Here is a 15511-nt window from a genome sequence, read left to right as displayed (position 1 = left end):
GTTGAGGTCCTACGGTCGTGGCATGGGAAAGATTCTTGTGACCGGCGCGACCGGGAATGTTGGCAGGCATGTGGTGGCGCAGCTCGCCGCGGCGGGCATCGACGTGCGGGCGTTCGCCAGGCGCCCGGAGCGGGTGCAGGCGGGCGTGGAGGCCGTTCAGGGCGACCTGACCGTCCCCGAGACGCTCGAACCCGCGTTGAAGGACGTGGAGAGCGTGTTCCTGCTCTGGCCCGGCCTCTCCACGGGCAACGCGGCGGAGGTGGTCTCGGCGATCGCCGGGCACGCGCGGCGGGTGGTGTACCTGTCGGCGTTCGTGCCGGGCGGCGACGGCTCCGCCGGGCACTACGGGGAGATCGAGGGGCTCATCCGGCGGTCGGGGCTCGGCTGGACGTTCCTGCAGCCCGGCGGCTTCGCGGCGAACACGCTGGGGTGGGCGGACCAGGTGAGGCAGGGGGTGGTGCGCTGGCCGTACGGGGAGGCGTCCCGGGCGCTGATCCACGAGAAGGACATCGCGGCGGTGGCCGTGCACGTGCTCACCTCCGCGGGGCACAACGGGGCCTCGTACGCCATCACCGGGCCCGACGAGCTGACGCAGGCCGAGCAGGTGCGGGTGATCGGCGAGGTGGTCGGGCGTGAGGTGCGCTGGGAGGAGCAGCCGCCGGAGGAGGCCCGCGAGCGGCTCCTGGCGGCCTGGGGGGACGAGGCGTTCGTGCGGAGCGCGCTGCAGGCGTGGGCGAGCTTCGTCACCACCCCCGAGCGGGCCACCGACACCGTGCAGCGACTGCTCGGCCGGCCCGCGCTGAGCTTCCGCCAGTGGGCCGAGGACCACGCCGCGGACTTCCGCTGACCTGGCCCCCGAGCGCGATTCGGGCGAGTGGGATTCAGGCCCCGCCGGCCGTGGCCCCGTCAGCCGTGGCCTCGTCGGCGGGGTGCTCGACGAGGGCGAGGATGCGGCTGGACATGAAGCGGGCCGTACGCACCGGGGTGCCGCTGCGGGTGACCTCGCTCACCTCCACGAGCCCTCGCCTGGTGGCCACCTCGACCCGGCGGCCGGCGCGGGTGGCCCTGATCTCGTAGGTGCGCGGCGACGACTCTCCGGCGTCGATGACGATCTCCACCCGGTCACCTTTCATACCGGGTTCCTACCCACGGCCGATTATCCGTACACCAGTACGACAATCGCCCCGATGCCCACGCACACGATGACCGCGCGCAGCACCGGGGCGGGGATGCGCCGCCCCAGCCGGGCGCCCAGGAAGCCGCCCACGATCGCGCCCAGCGCCACCCCCGCGGCGGCCTGCCAGTCCACGTCCGCGGCCACGATGAAGAAGGCCGCCGCCACCGCGTTGACGATCAGGGCCAGCACGTTCTTGGCGGCGTTCACCCGCTGCAGGCCGTCGTCGAGGAAGATGCCGAGCAGCCCGATCAGCAGCACCCCCTGGGCGGCCCCGAAGTACCCGCCGTAGACGCCCGCGCCCAGCACGCCCAGCCACAGGGCCGTGCCGCCGTGCGGGTGCGCCTGCTCGCGCCGCGCGGCCACCCACGCGTTGAGCCTGGGCTGCGTCATGACGAGCACGCAGGCCAGCGCGATCAGGACCACGACGACGATCTCGAACACGTCCGGATCGAGGAACAGCAGCAGGATCCCGCCGATCAGCGCCCCGAGCGCCGACGCCGCGCCCAGCCGCAGCAGCCGGTCGCGCTGGCCCTGGAGCTCGGTGCGGTACCCGTAGGCGGCGCTGAAGGAGCCCGGCACGAGGCCGACGGTGTTGGAGACGTTCGCGGTGACGGGGTCCACTCCCAGCGCCACCAGCGTGGGGAACGTGATCAGCGACCCCGAACCGACCACCGCGTTGATGGCCCCTGCGACCACACCGGCAGCGCACACCGCCGCCAGCTCCCAGCCCGTCACGAAACCCTCCCGATGCCGCCGCGTGATGCCCGGTCGAGGCCGCGGCGGCGGGTTTCCTACCGGCTGTCCTGTCCCTTGGGGGGTGTGAACAGGCCGCCCAGGTTCTCCAAGACTTTGCCCATTTCAGAGGGGACGATCCAAATCTTATTGGCGTCGCCCTTGGCGATCTCGGGCAGGGTCTGGAGGTACTGGTAGGCGAGCAGGTGCTGGTCCGGCTTGCCCTCGTGGATGGCCCTGAAGACCATGCCGATCGCGTCCGCCTGCCCCTTGGCCCGCATGGCCTGGGCCTCGGCCTCCGCCTGCGCGCGCAGCACGGCGGCCTCCGCCTCGCCGCGCGCCCGCAGCACCGACGCCTGCTTCTCGCCCTCGGCGGCCAGGATCGCCGCCTGGCGCTGCCCTTCGGCGGTCAGCACGGCGGCGCGCTTGTCGCGGTCGGCGCGCATCTGCTTCTCCATCGAGTCCTGGATGGAGGCGGGCGGGTCGATGGCCTTGAGCTCGACCCGGTTGACCCGGATGCCCCACTTGCCGGTGGCCTCGTCCAGCACGCCGCGCAGCGCGGTGTTGATGTCCTCGCGGGAGGTCAGCGTGCGTTCGAGGTCCATGCCGCCGACCACGTTGCGCAGCGTGGTGACCGTGAGCTGCTCGACGCCGATCAGGAAGTTCGCGATCTCGTACGTGGCCGCCTTCGGGTTGGTGACCTGGAAGTAGATGACGGTGTCGATGGAGACCACGAGGTTGTCGGAGGTGATCACGGGCTGCGGCGGGAACGACACCACCTGCTCCCGCAGGTCGATCATGTCCTTGATGCGGTCGATGAAGGGCACCACCAGGTTCAGCCCGGGCGTGAGCGTGCGGTGGTAGCGCCCCAGGCGCTCGACGATGGCGGCCGTGGCCTGCGGGATGATGCGGATCGTGCGGGCCACCCCGAAGCCCACCGCCGCGACCACGACCAGGGCGACGATGAGCTGCTCGACGGACATGGCGACGCTCCGGAGTCGAGGGAACCGACTACGTAGATCCTATTTGGTTTTGAGGATCGGCGTCTTTATCACCATAAAAGGTGATCTAGTGAGCGCGCGCGTACCAGCGGCCCTCGGCGCTCCGGTCCAGCGACAGCGGCACCCCGAACGTCTGCGAGAGGTTCTCCGCGGTCATGACGTGCTCCAGCGGCCCCTGGGCCACCACCGAGCCGTGCCGCAGCAGCAGCGCGTGCGTGAAGCCGGCCGGCACCTCCTCCACGTGGTGCGTCACCAGCACCAGCGTCGGCGAGCGGTAGTCGCCCGCCAGCACCGACAGGCGGCGCACCAGATCCTCCCTGCCGCCCAGGTCGAGCCCCGCCGCCGGCTCGTCGAGCAGGAGCATCTCGGGATCGGGCATCAGCGCGCGGGCGATCTGCACGCGCTTGCGCTCGCCCTCCGACAGGGTGCCGAAGCGCCGCCTGATGAGATGGGCGGCGCCCATCATGTCGATCAGCTCGACGGCCCTGGTGACGTCGTTGGAGTCGTACTCCTCCGTCCAGCGGCCCATGATCCCGTACGAGGCGGTCAGGACGAGGTCGATGACCTTCTCCTCCGGCGGGATACGCTCGGCCAGCGCGGCGCTCGCCAGCCCGATCCTGGGTCGCAGGTCGAACACGTCCGCCTGCCCCAGCCGCTCCCCCAGCACCTCGACGACACCCTCGCTCGGGTACAACAACGTGCCCGCGACCTGCAGCAACGTCGTCTTGCCCGCGCCGTTGGGACCGATGACGGCCCACCGCTCGTCCCCGTTGACCGTCCAGTCGATGCCGCGCAGCAGGGCCGCTCCGTCGCGCCTGACGGCGACGTCCTGGAGCCGCAGCACCTGACCACCCATCCCCGATACCTCCTTAGGAGTCACCCTCGGGACAAACCTATTGCAGGGCGAGCGCTTATCGTGGATCGGTGCGCCCTGAATCGCCTGTCTGTCCATCCCTGGTCGCCTGGGGCAACGCGTGGCTGTCCGGCCACGTGGGGCTCGACGAGGCGGCTGACCACGTGGAAGCCGTCGGCGGGCCCGCCGTCGCGGGCGACGTGCCCCTGCGTAAATACCTCGCAAACCTGCGCGCCGAAGGCCTGCGGGAGCTGCGGCTGGCCCTGCCCGCGCCCGGAGACCCGCTCGGGCTGTCCGGGCCGCCGTCGTTCAACTCGGCCGCCGTGGACGCGGGGCAGGCGGCCGTCGCCGTGCTCAGCGACCGCAACCTCGGCTTCGTGCCCCACCCCGACCGCCGCGGGTCCTCCTACCGCGGGGTACGGCTGGAGGTGCACGACGCCGGGCCCGTCCGCCACGACCTGCCGTCGCTGGCCGAGGCCGAGCGGGAGCTGTCCGACGCGATGCGCGCCGCCATCGAGGCCCTGACGTCGGTGGACGGGCCCGCGCAGGACCGTCCGGAGGGGCCGGGGCGCGGCGGGGAGCTCGCGCCCGGCTACCCGGGGCGGGCCCACCGGGTCTCCGCCCTGGCCACGCGGCTGGCGGTGGTGCTGCGCGTGGCCGACGAGCGGGGGCTCACCTCGGGGCAGGTCGCCGTGCGCGGGGCCGCGCTGCGCGAGCTCGACCGTGCGGTACGCCGCGCGCTCGTGGCGGCGCACCACGCGATCTTCGAGCCCGTCAGGAACCCATAGCGTCGTCCTCGGACTTCCAGAGCCTGACCAGCTTGTCCTTGCCGCCCGAGACGACGGCCACGCCCTCGTACAGGGGGACGATGCCGACGGCGTACACGCCGCTCCTGTGGGCCTTGACCGGTTTGCCGAGCGGCTTGCGGGCTTCCGGGTCCCAGGCCGGATTTTTCGTCTTTGCCGCCCGATGCCACGACCGTCTCGCCAGCCACGAGGAGTCGAACAAGAAGAAGGACACGTAGGCGCCTTCAGCCCAGACCGTGCCGTACCGCGTACAGCGCGGCCTGGGTGCGGTCCTGCACGCCCAGCTTCATCAGCACGTTGGAGACGTGCGTCTTGACCGTCTTCTCCGCCACGGCCAGGCTCCGCGCGATCTCCCTGTTGGAGCGGCCCGCCGCGATCAGCGCGAGCACCTCGCGCTCGCGCTCCGTCAGCGGCACCGGCGCGGGGACGGCCGCGTCCGCCGCGGTGGCCAGCATCGCCTCCGCCGCCTCCGGGGCCAGCAGCACCTGCCCGCCGTGCACGGCGCGTACGGCCTGGACGAGCGCGGTCGGATCGACGTCCTTGTAGAGGAACCCGGCGGCCCCCGCCCGCATCGCGGGGCCCACGTCGGACGGGTCGCTCACCGAGGTCAGCACCACGATCCTGGTCGCACCGCCCGACAGCCGCTCCAGCGCGCCGAGCCCGTCCATCACCGGCATCTTCAGGTCGAGCAGCAGCACGTCGGGCGACAGCTCCCCGACCAGCTCGACGGCCTGCGCCCCGTCGCCCGCCTCGCCGACGACCGTGATGTCGTCCTGCAGGTCGAGGAAGGTCCGCAGCCCCTGCCGCACCACCGGATGATCATCGGCGATCAGCACCCGGATCACACGCTCACCTCCACGCGTACGGTGGTCCCGGCGCCGGGCGCCGACTCCACCGACATCTCGCCTCCGACGGCCTCGGCCCTGTCGCGCATCGACACCAGGCCCAGCCCGCGCGAGTCCGCCTGCTCGAACCCGCTCCCGTCGTCGCGCACGACCAGCTCCAGCCTGCCGCCGGCGTACGCCAGCCGCACCGACACCGTCTCGGCCCCCGAGTGCCGCAGCGCGTTGTGCAGCGCCTCCTGCGCCACCCGCAGCACCGCCACCTCGACCGCCGAGTCGAGCGGCGGCAACTCGGCGCACTCGAACGTGACCACGGCCGGATGCAGCCGGTCGAGCAGGCGCACGTGCTTGCGCAGCGTCTCGGGCAGCCCGTGCCGGTCGAGCTCGGCGGGGCGCAGCTCGACGATCACCGCGCGCAGCTCGGACAGGGCCTCGCCGGCCAGCCGCTGGACGCGTTCGAGCTCGGCGGCGGCCTTGCCGGGGGCCTTGTCCAGCATGGCGCCCGCGGCCTGCGCGGACAGGCGCAGCGAGAACAGCTTCTGGGTGACCGCGTCGTGCAGCTCCCTGGCCACCCGGTTGCGCTCCTCCAGCATCGCCAGCTCGCGCCCGCGCTCGTACAGCCTGGCGTTGATCAGCGCGATCGCGGCGTGCGCGGCGAACAGCGTGAGCAGTTCCTGGTCCTCCTGGGTGAAGCCGCCGCCCGCGCGCTTGTTCGCCAGGAAGATGATGCCGAGCACCTGCTCGCCGTCGCGGATCGGCACCCCGAGGAAGTCCTTCATCACCGGGTGCGCCTTCGGCCACCACTCGAACCTCGGGTCCTTGCGCAGGTCGGGCAGCCTGACGGGGGTGCCGTCGCGGAGCATCGCGCCGAGCATGCCGTGCTGCCTGGGCAGCGGCCCGATCGCGTCCCACTGCTTGTCGGTCAGGCCCTCGGCGACGAACTCGGCGAACGACCCGTCCTCGTCGGGCACGCCGAGCGCGGCGTAGCGGGCGTCGAGCAACCGTTGCGCGGAGCGTACGATGACCTGCAGCACCTCGCGCACCGACAGGTGGCGGGTGACCGCGAGCACCGCGGAGCTCACCGCCTGCAGGATCTCGTCCCGGTCTGAGGTCACGGCGCCCACTCTATGGTCCTAGGACGATGTGCCGAGGCCCGCACCGGTCCTGCGCCCGATGCCCGGCGCGCGCCGCGTTCCTACCGTCGGTTGTATGACGAACACCGCGATTATCACCGGCGCCTCCCGCGGACTGGGTCTCGCCCTGGCCAGAGTGCTGGCCGGCGCGGGCTGGAACCTCGTGCTCACCGCCCGCGGGTCAGACGACCTGGAGCGGGCCGCCGACGAGCTCGGCGCGACCGCGATCCCGGGCGACGTGACGGATCCCGCGCACGTCCGGCGGCTGGCCGAGGCGGCGCCCGAGCTGGACCTGCTGGTCAACAACGCCAGCGACCTGGGCGTGACGCCACTGCCGCCGCTGGCCATCTACCCGCTGGAGGCGTTCAGGGCGCTGCTGGAGACGAACGTGACGGCTCCGCTCGCCCTCGTCCAGGCCACGCTGCCTGCGCTGCGCGCGTCCCGCGGCGCGATCGTGAACATCACCTCCGACGCCGCGACCGGCGCGTACGAGCGCTGGGGCGGCTACGGCGCCACCAAGGCCGCGCTCGAGCAGCTCTCCAACGTGCTGTCCGCCGAGGAGCCCGAGCTGCGCGTCTGGTGGGCCGACCCGGGCGAGATGAACACCCGCATGCTCGCCGACGCCGTGGGCGCCGAGGAGGCCGCGTCCGCCGCGGACCCCGCCAAGGTGGCGGCGGCGCTGCACGACCTGGTCGCCTCCCGCCCGGCGAGCGGGAAGGTGAGCCTGCAATGACCGCCGCGCTGGACTTCTCGCTGCCGCCCGGCCTGTCGGCCACCGAACCGCCCGAGGCGAGGGGCATGTCCAGGGACGCGGTCCGGCTGATGGTCTCGCGGGGGGAGGCGGAGCCGTCCCATCACCACTTCAGCGACCTGCCCCGCCTGCTGGACCCCGGCGACCTGATCGTGGTGAACAACTCGGCGACCCTGCCCGCGGCCGTCCGGCTGGACCGCCTGGCCGTGCACTTCTCGACCGCCAGGCCGGACGGCACGTGGCTGGTGGAGCTGCGCCGCCGTACCGGCAAGGGGTCGGAGCCGTACGGCGGGGGCGAGCCCGGCGAGTGGCTGCCGATGCCGGGGCGGGCCACGTTGCGGCTGGTCGGGCGGGAGACGCCGCGGCTGTGGCGGGCGGTGCTCGATCGGGACGTGGAGGCGTACCTGCGGGTGCACGGGGTGCCGATCCGCTACTCGTACGTGGAGCGGGACTGGCCGATCGAGGCGTACCAGACCGTGTTCGCGACCGTGCCGGGCAGCGCGGAGATGCCGAGCGCGGCGCGGCCGTTCACCGTCGAGCTGGTGACGGCGCTGGTGGCGCGGGGGATCGGGATCGCGCCGATCACGCTGCACACGGGGGTGGCCTCGGCGGAGAAGGACGAGCCGCCCTACGCCGAGCGGTACGAGGTGCCGGCCACCACCGCGCGGCTGGTGAACCTGACCAGGGAGAACGGCGGGCGCGTGATCGCGGCGGGCACCACGGTCGTGCGGGCGCTGGAGACGGCCGCGGGCGCCGGCGGGCGGGTCACCGCGTCGGAGGGCTGGACCGGGCACATCGTCACGCCTGAGATCGGGGTGCGGGCCGTCACGGGGTTGATCACGGGCCTGCACGAGCCGCGCTCCAGCCACCTGCTCATGCTGACGGCGATCGCGGGGGAGGCGGCGCTGGGCCGGGCGTACCACGAAGCGTTGCGAAAGGGATATCTGTGGCACGAGTTCGGGGACACACACCTGATTCTGAAGTAATACACTTTACGAAGATTTTGCGTTTGTGATAGGAAAAGCCGACATTTACGGGGGCCTGGTTGTGTGACGTCCCCGTGTCCCTTCGTAACGGAGACGTGAATGCGAAACCCCCTGATCAAGGGCGCTGCGCTGGCAATCGCGGCAGGCGCCCTGCTCCTCCCGGCCGTTCCCGCCTCGGCCACCACGGCTGTCGCGGCCACCGCCACCGCAGCCGTTGAGCCGTTCTCCGCCTTCGACGTCAAGGTGAAGGCGTCCAAGACGGTCAAGGCCGGCGGAAAGATCACCTACACGATTAACGCCGTCAACAAGGGCCCGCACTACGCGGACTCCTGGTTCATCGGCGGCGAGTTCCCCAAGGGTGTCGACCTGCGTCGGATCAACTACTGGGCGGAAAAGGGCACCGAGTGCTTCCTCGACGGGCGCGCCTTCTACTGCTTCGTGCCCAGGGTCGTTGAGAAGGACGAGGCCGTCAGCATGCGCTTCGTCGCGAAGACCACGAAGAAGGCCAAGGGCACCCAGACGGCGACGCTCGGCGTGGTCACCTACAACGTCGACCAGGGCATGGAGAACATGTCCAAGGAGGAGCTGGACCGGCTCGGCGTCCCCGAGTTCGCCTTCGCCAAGACGGTGAAGACCAAGGTCGTCCGCTAGGCGCTCACCCCCTGCGCCCGGGCCCGAATGCTCGCCCTGCTTCGCGAGCATCGGACCGGGCGCAGTACCGTGGCTGGATGTGGACCAGCGCACCCTCCTGATCACACTGACCGGCCCTGACCGCCCGGGCGTCACTTCACGTCTTTTCTCCGTTCTGTCGCACTTTCCGGTAACGGTCGCCGACATCGAGCAGGTCGTCATCCGAGGCCGGCTCACGCTCGGCGTGCTCGTCGCGTACGCGGGCGGCCCCTCGACCGGCACGGGCACCACCCTCGGCGCCATGTGGACCGCCGTCGAACGCGTGGCCGAGGACCTCGGCATGGAGGTGGAGCTCTCCACCGGATCGCAGGCCAAGGAGCAGCGCCGCCGCGGGCGTCTGTCGGTCAGCGTGCTCGGCGCCACCCTCCAGCCCGCCGCCATCGCGGGCATCGCCGGCCGCATCGCCGCCGCCGGCGCGAACATCGACCGCATCGAACGCCTCGCCCAGTGGCCCGTCACCTGCATCGAGCTGTCCGTCTCCGGCGCAAACCCCGACGCGCTGCGCGTCGAGCTGGCCGCCGAGGCCGCCGCGCAGGAGGTGGACGTGGCCGTGCAGCGCACCGGCCTATCACGCCGCGCCAAGCGCCTGATCGTCATGGACGTCGACTCCACCCTCATCCAGGGCGAGGTCATCGAGCTGCTCGCGGCGCACGCCGGCTGCCTGGAGGAGGTCGCCAGGGTCACCGAGGAGGCCATGCGCGGCGAGCTCGACTTCGCCGAGTCGCTGCGCCGCCGGGTGGCCCTGCTCGAAGGGCTGCCTGCCGAGGTGTTCGAGCAGGTGCGCAAGGAGGTCGTGCTCACGCCCGGCGCGCGTACGCTGGTGCGCACGCTCAAGCGGCTCGACTACCGCTTCGCCATCGTCAGCGGCGGCTTCACCCAGATCACCGACGGGCTGGTCGAGGAGCTCGGCATCGACTACTCCGCCGCGAACGTGCTCGAAGTCGCCGACGGCCGCCTGACCGGGCGCGTCGTCGGCGAGATCGTCGACCGGCCGGGCAAGGCGCGGGCGCTGGAGCGCTTCGCGCGCGAGGCCAAGCTGCCGATCTCCCAGACGGTCGCCATCGGCGACGGCGCCAACGACCTCGACATGATCGCCGCCGCCGGGCTCGGGATCGCGTTCAACGCCAAGCCCGTGGTGCGGCAGGCGGCCGACACCGCGGTCAACACGCCGTACCTCGACTCGATCCTCTACCTGCTGGGGATCTCGCGGGACGAGGTGGAGGCCGCGGACGCCGAGGACGGCGTGCTCACGGCACTGTAGGCGTCGACGTGCTCACGCACGGCCCTCAGCCGTCCTCCTTCGGGTCCCACCTGGTGATGAGGCGCCCCTGGCCCGGCCAGAGGTCCTCCCAGGGGGGCTCCACCTCGATGACCGCGAACGCCCCCGGCCTGAACACGTACTCGCCGCCGGCCAGCCCCAGCGCGAGCTCGTGCACGCCCGGGTTGTGGCCGCACAGCACGACGGTGCTCAGGTCGGGGTCGGTGCGGCGGAGCAGCTCCAGCAGCTCCTCGGGGTATGCCTCGTAGATGTCGCGCTCGTAGCTGATCTCCACCTCGGGGAAAGCGAGCTCGGCGGTGCGCCTGGTCCTGACCGCCGGGGAGCAGAGCACCGCGTCGGGCTCCAGGCCGGCCGCTCTGAGCTCGTCGCCCACCCGCTTGGCGTCCCGCTCGCCCCGGTCCGTCAGGGGTCGCTCTCGGTCGGCCAGGCCCGGCACCTGGGCGGCTTTCGCGTGGCGGAGCACGATCAACGTACGCACGGAGTCATCCCGTCCTCGAGGCCCAGACGGACAGCGCGATGATCAGTGCGAGGATCCCGATCATCGCCAGGAGAATCAGGCCCAGGGTCTTCCCGCCACTGGGCCGGTTGTCATCGTTCACGCGCCCAGTTTCCCACTGGGGTGCGCGAGGTCCCGTTCCGGCTTCGGGGTTTCGGGGGACTCACGTGGAGACGCGCCCGGCCCCCTTCGCCGGGGAACGGGCGCGCTCGTCCTTCTGCTGCTGACCGAGCGCGCCTTGCGGGGCGCGCTCGGTCGTTGCGTATCGGGTGCGCCTTGCGGGCGCGCCCGTCCGGCCGGCTACGACGCGACGGGCTCGGGATCGCGGTCGTTGTCGTTGTTGTTGTTGCTGGTCGGCTCGCTGGCCACCGAGCGCCGCTTGGACACGATGATCGCGCCGACCACCACGGTCACCGCCACCACCGTGATGCCGATGCGCACGGCCGGGTTGCCCGCGTACAGCACCACGGCGGGCGCCACCAGCAGCGCCACCAGGTTCATCACCTTGATCAGCGGGTTGATGGCCGGACCGGCCGTGTCCTTGAACGGGTCGCCGACCGTGTCGCCGATGACCGTGGCGGCGTGCGCCTCGGAGCCCTTGCCGCCGTGGTGACCGTCCTCGACGAGCTTCTTGGCGTTGTCCCAGGCGCCGCCCGAGTTGGCCAGGAAGACGGCCATCAGGGTGCCGCAGGCGATGGCTCCGGCCAGGAACGCGCCCAGCGGGGCGTACCCCAGCGCGAACCCGACCGCGATCGGCGTCATGACCGCCAGCAGGCCCGGCGTGGCCAGCTCGCGGAGCGAGTCGCGGGTGCAGATGTCCACGACCCGGCCGTACTCGGGCTTCTGGGTGCCGTCCATGATGCCGGGGTTGTTGCGGAACTGGTCGCGTACCTCGAAGACCACCCGCATCGCGGCCCGTCCGACCGCCATGATCGCCAGGCCGGAGAACAGGAACACGACCGATGCGCCGATGATCAGGCCGACCAGGACGTTCGGCTGGTCGATGCTGAGCGAGAAGGTCGAGAAGCTGCCCAGGGCGCTCTTGACCGCCTGTGTGGCCGTGGCCAGCTCGCCCTCCACCGCCGTGCGGAAGGCGCCGAACAGCGCCGTGGCCGCCAGCACGGCGGTGGCGATGGCGATGCCCTTGGTGATGGCCTTCGTGGTGTTGCCCACGGCGTCGAGGCTGGTCAGCACGCGCGCGCCCTCACCCTCGACGTCGCCGGACATCTCCGCGATGCCCTGGGCGTTGTCGGAGACTGGGCCGAAGGTGTCCATGGAGACGATGACGCCGACCGTGGTCAGCAGGCCGGTGCCCGCCAGGGCCACCGCGAACAGCGCGACCGTCACGTTCCCGAAGCCGAGCAGGAACGCGCCGTAGACGGCGCCGCCGATGAGCAGCGCCGAGTAGACCGCCGACTCCAGGCCGACGCTGATGCCGGCCAGGATGACGGTGGCGGGGCCGGTGGCCGAGCTCTCGCCGATCTCCCTGACCGGGCGGCGGGTGGTCTCGGTGAAGTACCCGGTGAGCAGCTGGATGGCGCTGGCCAGCACCAGGCCGATCAGGACCGCGCCGATGGCGATCAGCCGCGGGTCGGCGTCGAAGCCGGTGATGGAGGAGCCTGTCAGGCCGCTGAAGCTGCTCGGCAGGTACCAGAACGCCGCCGCCGTCACCAGCACCGCCGAGATGGCGGCCGAGATGAAGAAGCTGCGGTTGATCGCGGCCATGCCGCTGCGGTCGCGGTCGCGCAGCCTGGTGACGAAGATGCCGATGATCGCCGTGATCACGCCGATCATCGGGACGATGAGGGGGAAGACCAGCCCCTCCTGGCCGAAGGCCACCCGGCCCAGGATGAGGCTCGCGACGAGCATGACCGCGTACGACTCGAACAGGTCGGCCGCCATGCCGGCGCAGTCGCCGACGTTGTCGCCCACGTTGTCGGCGATGGTGGCGGGGTTGCGCGGGTCGTCCTCGGGGATGCCCTGCTCGACCTTGCCGACGAGGTCGGCGCCCACGTCGGCGGCCTTGGTGAAGATGCCGCCGCCGACTCGCATGAACATCGCCAGCAGCGCCGCGCCGAAGCCGAAGCCTTCGAGCACGCCGGGCGCGTTGCCCTGGTAGACGAACACCACCACGGCCGCGCCGAACAGGCCGAGGCCCACGGTGAACATCCCGGCCACACCGCCGGTGCGGAACGCGATGCGCATGGCGCGCTTCTCCCCGGCTTCCCTGGCCGCGGCGGCGACGCGGACATTTCCGCGCACGGCCAGCCACATGCCCATGAATCCGGTCAGCGCGGAGAACACCGCGCCGACGACGAAGAAGAGGGAGCGCCCGATGCGTACGTCGGTTTCTCCAGGTAGCAACAGCAAAAGGAAGGGAATCACGACGACGAAGATCGCCAACGTGCGGAACTGACGCGCGAGGTATGCGGCGGCGCCCTCTTGCACGGCGCACGCGATGTTCTGCATTCGTTCGGTGCCCTGGCCGGCGGCCAGCACCTCGCGTACCAGGCCGCCTGCTACGGCCAGCGCGATGAGTGCGACCGCGGCGACCACGATCACGATGGTGAGATTGTTTCCGCTCAGGGCCAGATTGGACGCTGGCTCCGCTGCCAGCATGTGCCTGCTCATCGTTCTCCTCGGCAAGACCGGTCGTCCTGCCCGGGCGGTGCTGCAGTTTTCCTCGGCGGGTGTTGCGGCACCATCCGGGTTGTGGGTGCCGCTTCCGGTTGAATCCGCGTTCCTCTGGATCACCTTGGCCGGTGCCGGGAGTCTACGCAGGCACTCAGCGGATATGAAGGCTCTCGCGGTCGCTAATTGTGCGAGTGTCTAGTAATCCCCTGCCTGGGACCCGGTTTGGGATCTGACAAGTGGAATTTCCCTGAGTTACGGTCATAGCAAGAGCAGGAAACGGGCGGACCGTAATTCGCATTGGAGGTGGCATGCTTTGGAGGCTGGGGAGGGTTTTGGGGGTGGATGTGCGGGAAGGGAAGGAGAGGCTTGGGCGGGTGACGTGTGTCTTCTGCGCTCAAGTGCGCTCTGTGCGCGTTCTGGCCCGTACTCCGGGCGGACGTGCGCGGCCGTGCGTGCTTCTGACGCGCGCGTGTAGAACCTGCGTGCTTCGGGCACCCCATGCGTGCTTCGGGCATGCGTGCTTTCGGCCATGCGTGCTTTCGGCCATGCGTGCGTGCTTGCCCCCGCCTGTGCGCTTCTGCTTCCCGCTACGCCCGTACGCCGTGGATCACCCGCTGTGCACCATTGGCCACCCCTGCGCCGTTCAGCCGTGCGCTGCTCGGCCTGCGCTGCTCGGCCTGCGCTGCTCGGTCGGGCGCTGTTGGTCACCCACGCTGCGCCCACGCTGCGGCGCCCCGGCTCGCCCCGCGCTCGCCCGCTCTGGCTGGACAACCGCCCTGCCCACCCACGACGCACTGCCGCGCGACCCACTCACGCGTGACCGCGTCTCCAGAGACCCGCCCCGCGTGACCGTACCCCCGCGCGACCTGCCCACGCACGACCGCCCGCGCGACGACAGACCTCTCCCACCGCCACATCCGCTGAGAGGCACAGCCGCAGCCTTCCCGACGCCGCGCCGGACACGCCGGGAAGCACGTACGACTACAACCCCACACGACCGACGCCCAGGCACAAGGACCCTGGACGCCTGGACTTCTGCATGGGCGCCTACCCAGAACACGCCTGGCATGCCCACAGGCGCACCAAGGGACAGGCCGGACCCCGGACCCGAACACGCCCGCCAGAACCCAGCCCCAGAAGGCCCGGGGAGGGATCAGCCCGGCTCAGGTCAGGGTCAGGTCAGGGTCAGACGCCGACGGCCGCCGGCCAGCTCATGCGAATATTCGTCCCCTTAGGACTGGGAAAGACCTGTACGTCATCGGCCAAGCCCTCGATGACCGCGATGCCGAAGTTCGACATGAACGAGTCGGAGAGCATGCCCAGATCGAGGGGTTGTTCCTGCTTGATCTCGTCACTGGGGGCCTGGTCGCTGACCGTGACCTCGAAGCGCCCCGAGTCGTCACGCAGCTCGATGCGGATGGGCTCGCCCGGACAGTGAGCGCGATGTGCCTCCACTGCCCGGGAACACGCCTCACCCACGGCGAGCCTGACCTCGTCCAGCAGGGACTCCTCCACGCCGGTGCGGCGAGCGATCGCCGTCGCCACCAGCCGTGCGGTCCGCACATGCGCGGGGAGGGCGCTGAACGTCAGCTCGACGGTAGCCATGCTACTTGTCTTTGCCGTGAGCTTCCTTGGCCTCGTCGACCGAAGCGTAGATCCCGAAGACCTTGGTCAGACCGGTGATCCGGAAGATCTTGAGGATGCGCTCCTGCGTGCAGACGAGCTCGAGGGAGCCGTCATGCGCACGTACCCGCTTGAGCCCCCCGACCAGGACACCGAGGCCCGTGGAGTCGAGGAAGTCGACCTTCTCCATGTTGACAAGAAGGTGGAAGTTGCCCTTGTTGACCAGGTCGATGAGGAGCTCACGCAATCTCGGCGCCGTGTAGACATCGATCTCACCCTCGACCTCCACGATGGTGAGTCGGTCTTCGGTGCGGTGATCCAACTTCAGATCCACAGATCCTCCAGCGCCTAGCCTGCGAAAGTACTCTTGCGGGCCTGGCAATCTGGAGCGTGGCCCCAGACTGTCCGACCCTGACGCGCGGCATTCAACCACGCGCCTGGCTTGTGTCTATACGAAATCACGATTCCCGGCGACTTTGCCCCTCGATGCAAGACTGGAAACAGTGAC

At 70.8% G+C, this 15511-nt stretch carries 17 protein-coding genes; 6 read left to right on the top strand and 11 right to left on the bottom strand.

Going from position 1 to position 15511, the window contains the following annotated elements; translation table 11 throughout:
- Positions 1-22: 22 nt before the first annotated feature.
- Positions 23-847: an NAD(P)H-binding protein gene (locus tag AB0I79_RS20600; RefSeq protein WP_357875185.1), complete on the top strand. Its 825-nt coding sequence runs from the start codon at positions 23-25 to the stop codon at positions 845-847.
- 34 nt (positions 848-881) lie between these two features.
- On the opposite strand, the gene AB0I79_RS20595 is transcribed toward AB0I79_RS20600, so the two are convergent.
- From AB0I79_RS20595 to AB0I79_RS20580, 4 genes are all read right to left on the bottom strand, one after another.
- On the bottom strand, positions 882-1133 hold the full coding sequence (locus AB0I79_RS20595; protein WP_357875183.1) for a hypothetical protein: 252 nt from the start codon (positions 1131-1133) through the stop codon (positions 882-884).
- A gap of 23 nt (positions 1134-1156) precedes the next feature.
- Complete coding sequence (locus AB0I79_RS20590) at positions 1157-1912, bottom strand: sulfite exporter TauE/SafE family protein (protein WP_357875181.1); 756 nt, start codon at positions 1910-1912, stop codon at positions 1157-1159.
- A 56-nt stretch (positions 1913-1968) separates the two neighbouring features.
- Positions 1969-2892, bottom strand: coding sequence for an SPFH domain-containing protein (locus AB0I79_RS20585; RefSeq protein ID WP_357875179.1), 924 nt, complete (start codon positions 2890-2892; stop codon positions 1969-1971).
- Between the two features lie 85 nt (positions 2893-2977).
- On the bottom strand, positions 2978-3766 hold the full coding sequence (locus AB0I79_RS20580) for an ABC transporter ATP-binding protein (protein WP_357875177.1): 789 nt from the start codon (positions 3764-3766) through the stop codon (positions 2978-2980).
- Positions 3767-3834: 68 nt separating this feature from the next.
- On the opposite strand from AB0I79_RS20580, the gene AB0I79_RS20575 reads away from it, so the two are divergent.
- Positions 3835-4551, top strand: coding sequence for a hypothetical protein (locus AB0I79_RS20575; protein ID WP_357875175.1), 717 nt, complete (start codon positions 3835-3837; stop codon positions 4549-4551).
- Here AB0I79_RS20575 and AB0I79_RS20570 read toward each other — a convergent pair.
- Genes AB0I79_RS20570 through AB0I79_RS20560 form a run of 3 tightly spaced genes read right to left on the bottom strand, consistent with a single transcriptional unit; the run spans position 4538 to position 6526 of the window.
- Positions 4538-4783, bottom strand: coding sequence for a hypothetical protein (locus tag AB0I79_RS20570; RefSeq protein ID WP_357875173.1), 246 nt, complete (start codon positions 4781-4783; stop codon positions 4538-4540). The genes AB0I79_RS20575 and AB0I79_RS20570 overlap by 14 nt on opposite strands.
- A 10-nt stretch (positions 4784-4793) precedes the next feature.
- Positions 4794-5414: a response regulator transcription factor gene (locus AB0I79_RS20565; protein ID WP_357875171.1), complete on the bottom strand. Its 621-nt coding sequence runs from the start codon at positions 5412-5414 to the stop codon at positions 4794-4796.
- On the bottom strand, positions 5411-6526 hold the full coding sequence (locus AB0I79_RS20560; RefSeq protein WP_357875169.1) for a GAF domain-containing sensor histidine kinase: 1116 nt from the start codon (positions 6524-6526) through the stop codon (positions 5411-5413). Before AB0I79_RS20560 ends, AB0I79_RS20565 begins: the two co-directional genes overlap by 4 nt.
- 94 nt (positions 6527-6620) lie before the next feature.
- On the opposite strand from AB0I79_RS20560, the gene AB0I79_RS20555 reads away from it, so the two are divergent.
- The 4 genes from AB0I79_RS20555 (at position 6621) to serB (ending at position 10232) form a co-directional block, all read left to right on the top strand.
- On the top strand, positions 6621-7277 hold the full coding sequence (locus AB0I79_RS20555; protein ID WP_357875167.1) for an SDR family oxidoreductase: 657 nt from the start codon (positions 6621-6623) through the stop codon (positions 7275-7277).
- Positions 7274-8281 carry an S-adenosylmethionine:tRNA ribosyltransferase-isomerase gene (locus AB0I79_RS20550; protein ID WP_357875165.1) on the top strand — a complete coding sequence of 336 codons (1008 nt, stop codon included), beginning with the start codon at positions 7274-7276 and terminating at the stop codon, positions 8279-8281. Before AB0I79_RS20555 ends, AB0I79_RS20550 begins: the two co-directional genes overlap by 4 nt.
- A 99-nt stretch (positions 8282-8380) precedes the next feature.
- Complete coding sequence (locus AB0I79_RS20545; protein WP_357875163.1) at positions 8381-8932, top strand: hypothetical protein; 552 nt, start codon at positions 8381-8383, stop codon at positions 8930-8932.
- Between the two features lie 79 nt (positions 8933-9011).
- Positions 9012-10232, top strand: a complete 1221-nt coding sequence (gene serB, locus AB0I79_RS20540) for a phosphoserine phosphatase SerB (protein WP_357875161.1) — start codon at positions 9012-9014, stop codon at positions 10230-10232.
- 25 nt (positions 10233-10257) lie between these two features.
- On the opposite strand, the gene AB0I79_RS20535 is transcribed toward serB, so the two are convergent.
- The 4 genes from AB0I79_RS20535 to AB0I79_RS20520 all read right to left on the bottom strand — a co-directional run bounded on the left by AB0I79_RS20535 (position 10258) and on the right by AB0I79_RS20520 (position 15337).
- Positions 10258-10728 (bottom strand): histidine phosphatase family protein, encoded by a 471-nt coding sequence (locus AB0I79_RS20535; RefSeq protein WP_357875159.1) that lies wholly within the window; start codon positions 10726-10728, stop codon positions 10258-10260.
- Between the two features lie 318 nt (positions 10729-11046).
- The gene (locus AB0I79_RS20530; protein ID WP_357875157.1) at positions 11047-13377 is read right to left on the bottom strand and encodes a sodium-translocating pyrophosphatase; all 2331 of its coding nucleotides are present in this window, start codon (positions 13375-13377) and stop codon (positions 11047-11049) included.
- Between the two features lie 1188 nt (positions 13378-14565).
- Positions 14566-14985 carry an ATP-binding protein gene (locus AB0I79_RS20525; RefSeq protein ID WP_103956794.1) on the bottom strand — a complete coding sequence of 140 codons (420 nt, stop codon included), beginning with the start codon at positions 14983-14985 and terminating at the stop codon, positions 14566-14568.
- Position 14986: 1 nt separating this feature from the next.
- A complete protein-coding gene (locus AB0I79_RS20520; RefSeq protein ID WP_043629845.1) occupies positions 14987-15337 on the bottom strand; it encodes an STAS domain-containing protein in 351 nt (116 codons plus the stop codon).
- Positions 15338-15511 lie beyond the last annotated feature (174 nt).

Origin of the sequence: Nonomuraea sp. NPDC050202 (assembly GCF_040656115.1) — a bacterium.
GTDB lineage: Bacteria > Actinomycetota > Actinomycetes > Streptosporangiales > Streptosporangiaceae > Nonomuraea.
The sequence above is the reverse complement of the archived record's forward strand: the minus strand, read 5'-3'. Positions and strand labels throughout refer to the sequence as shown.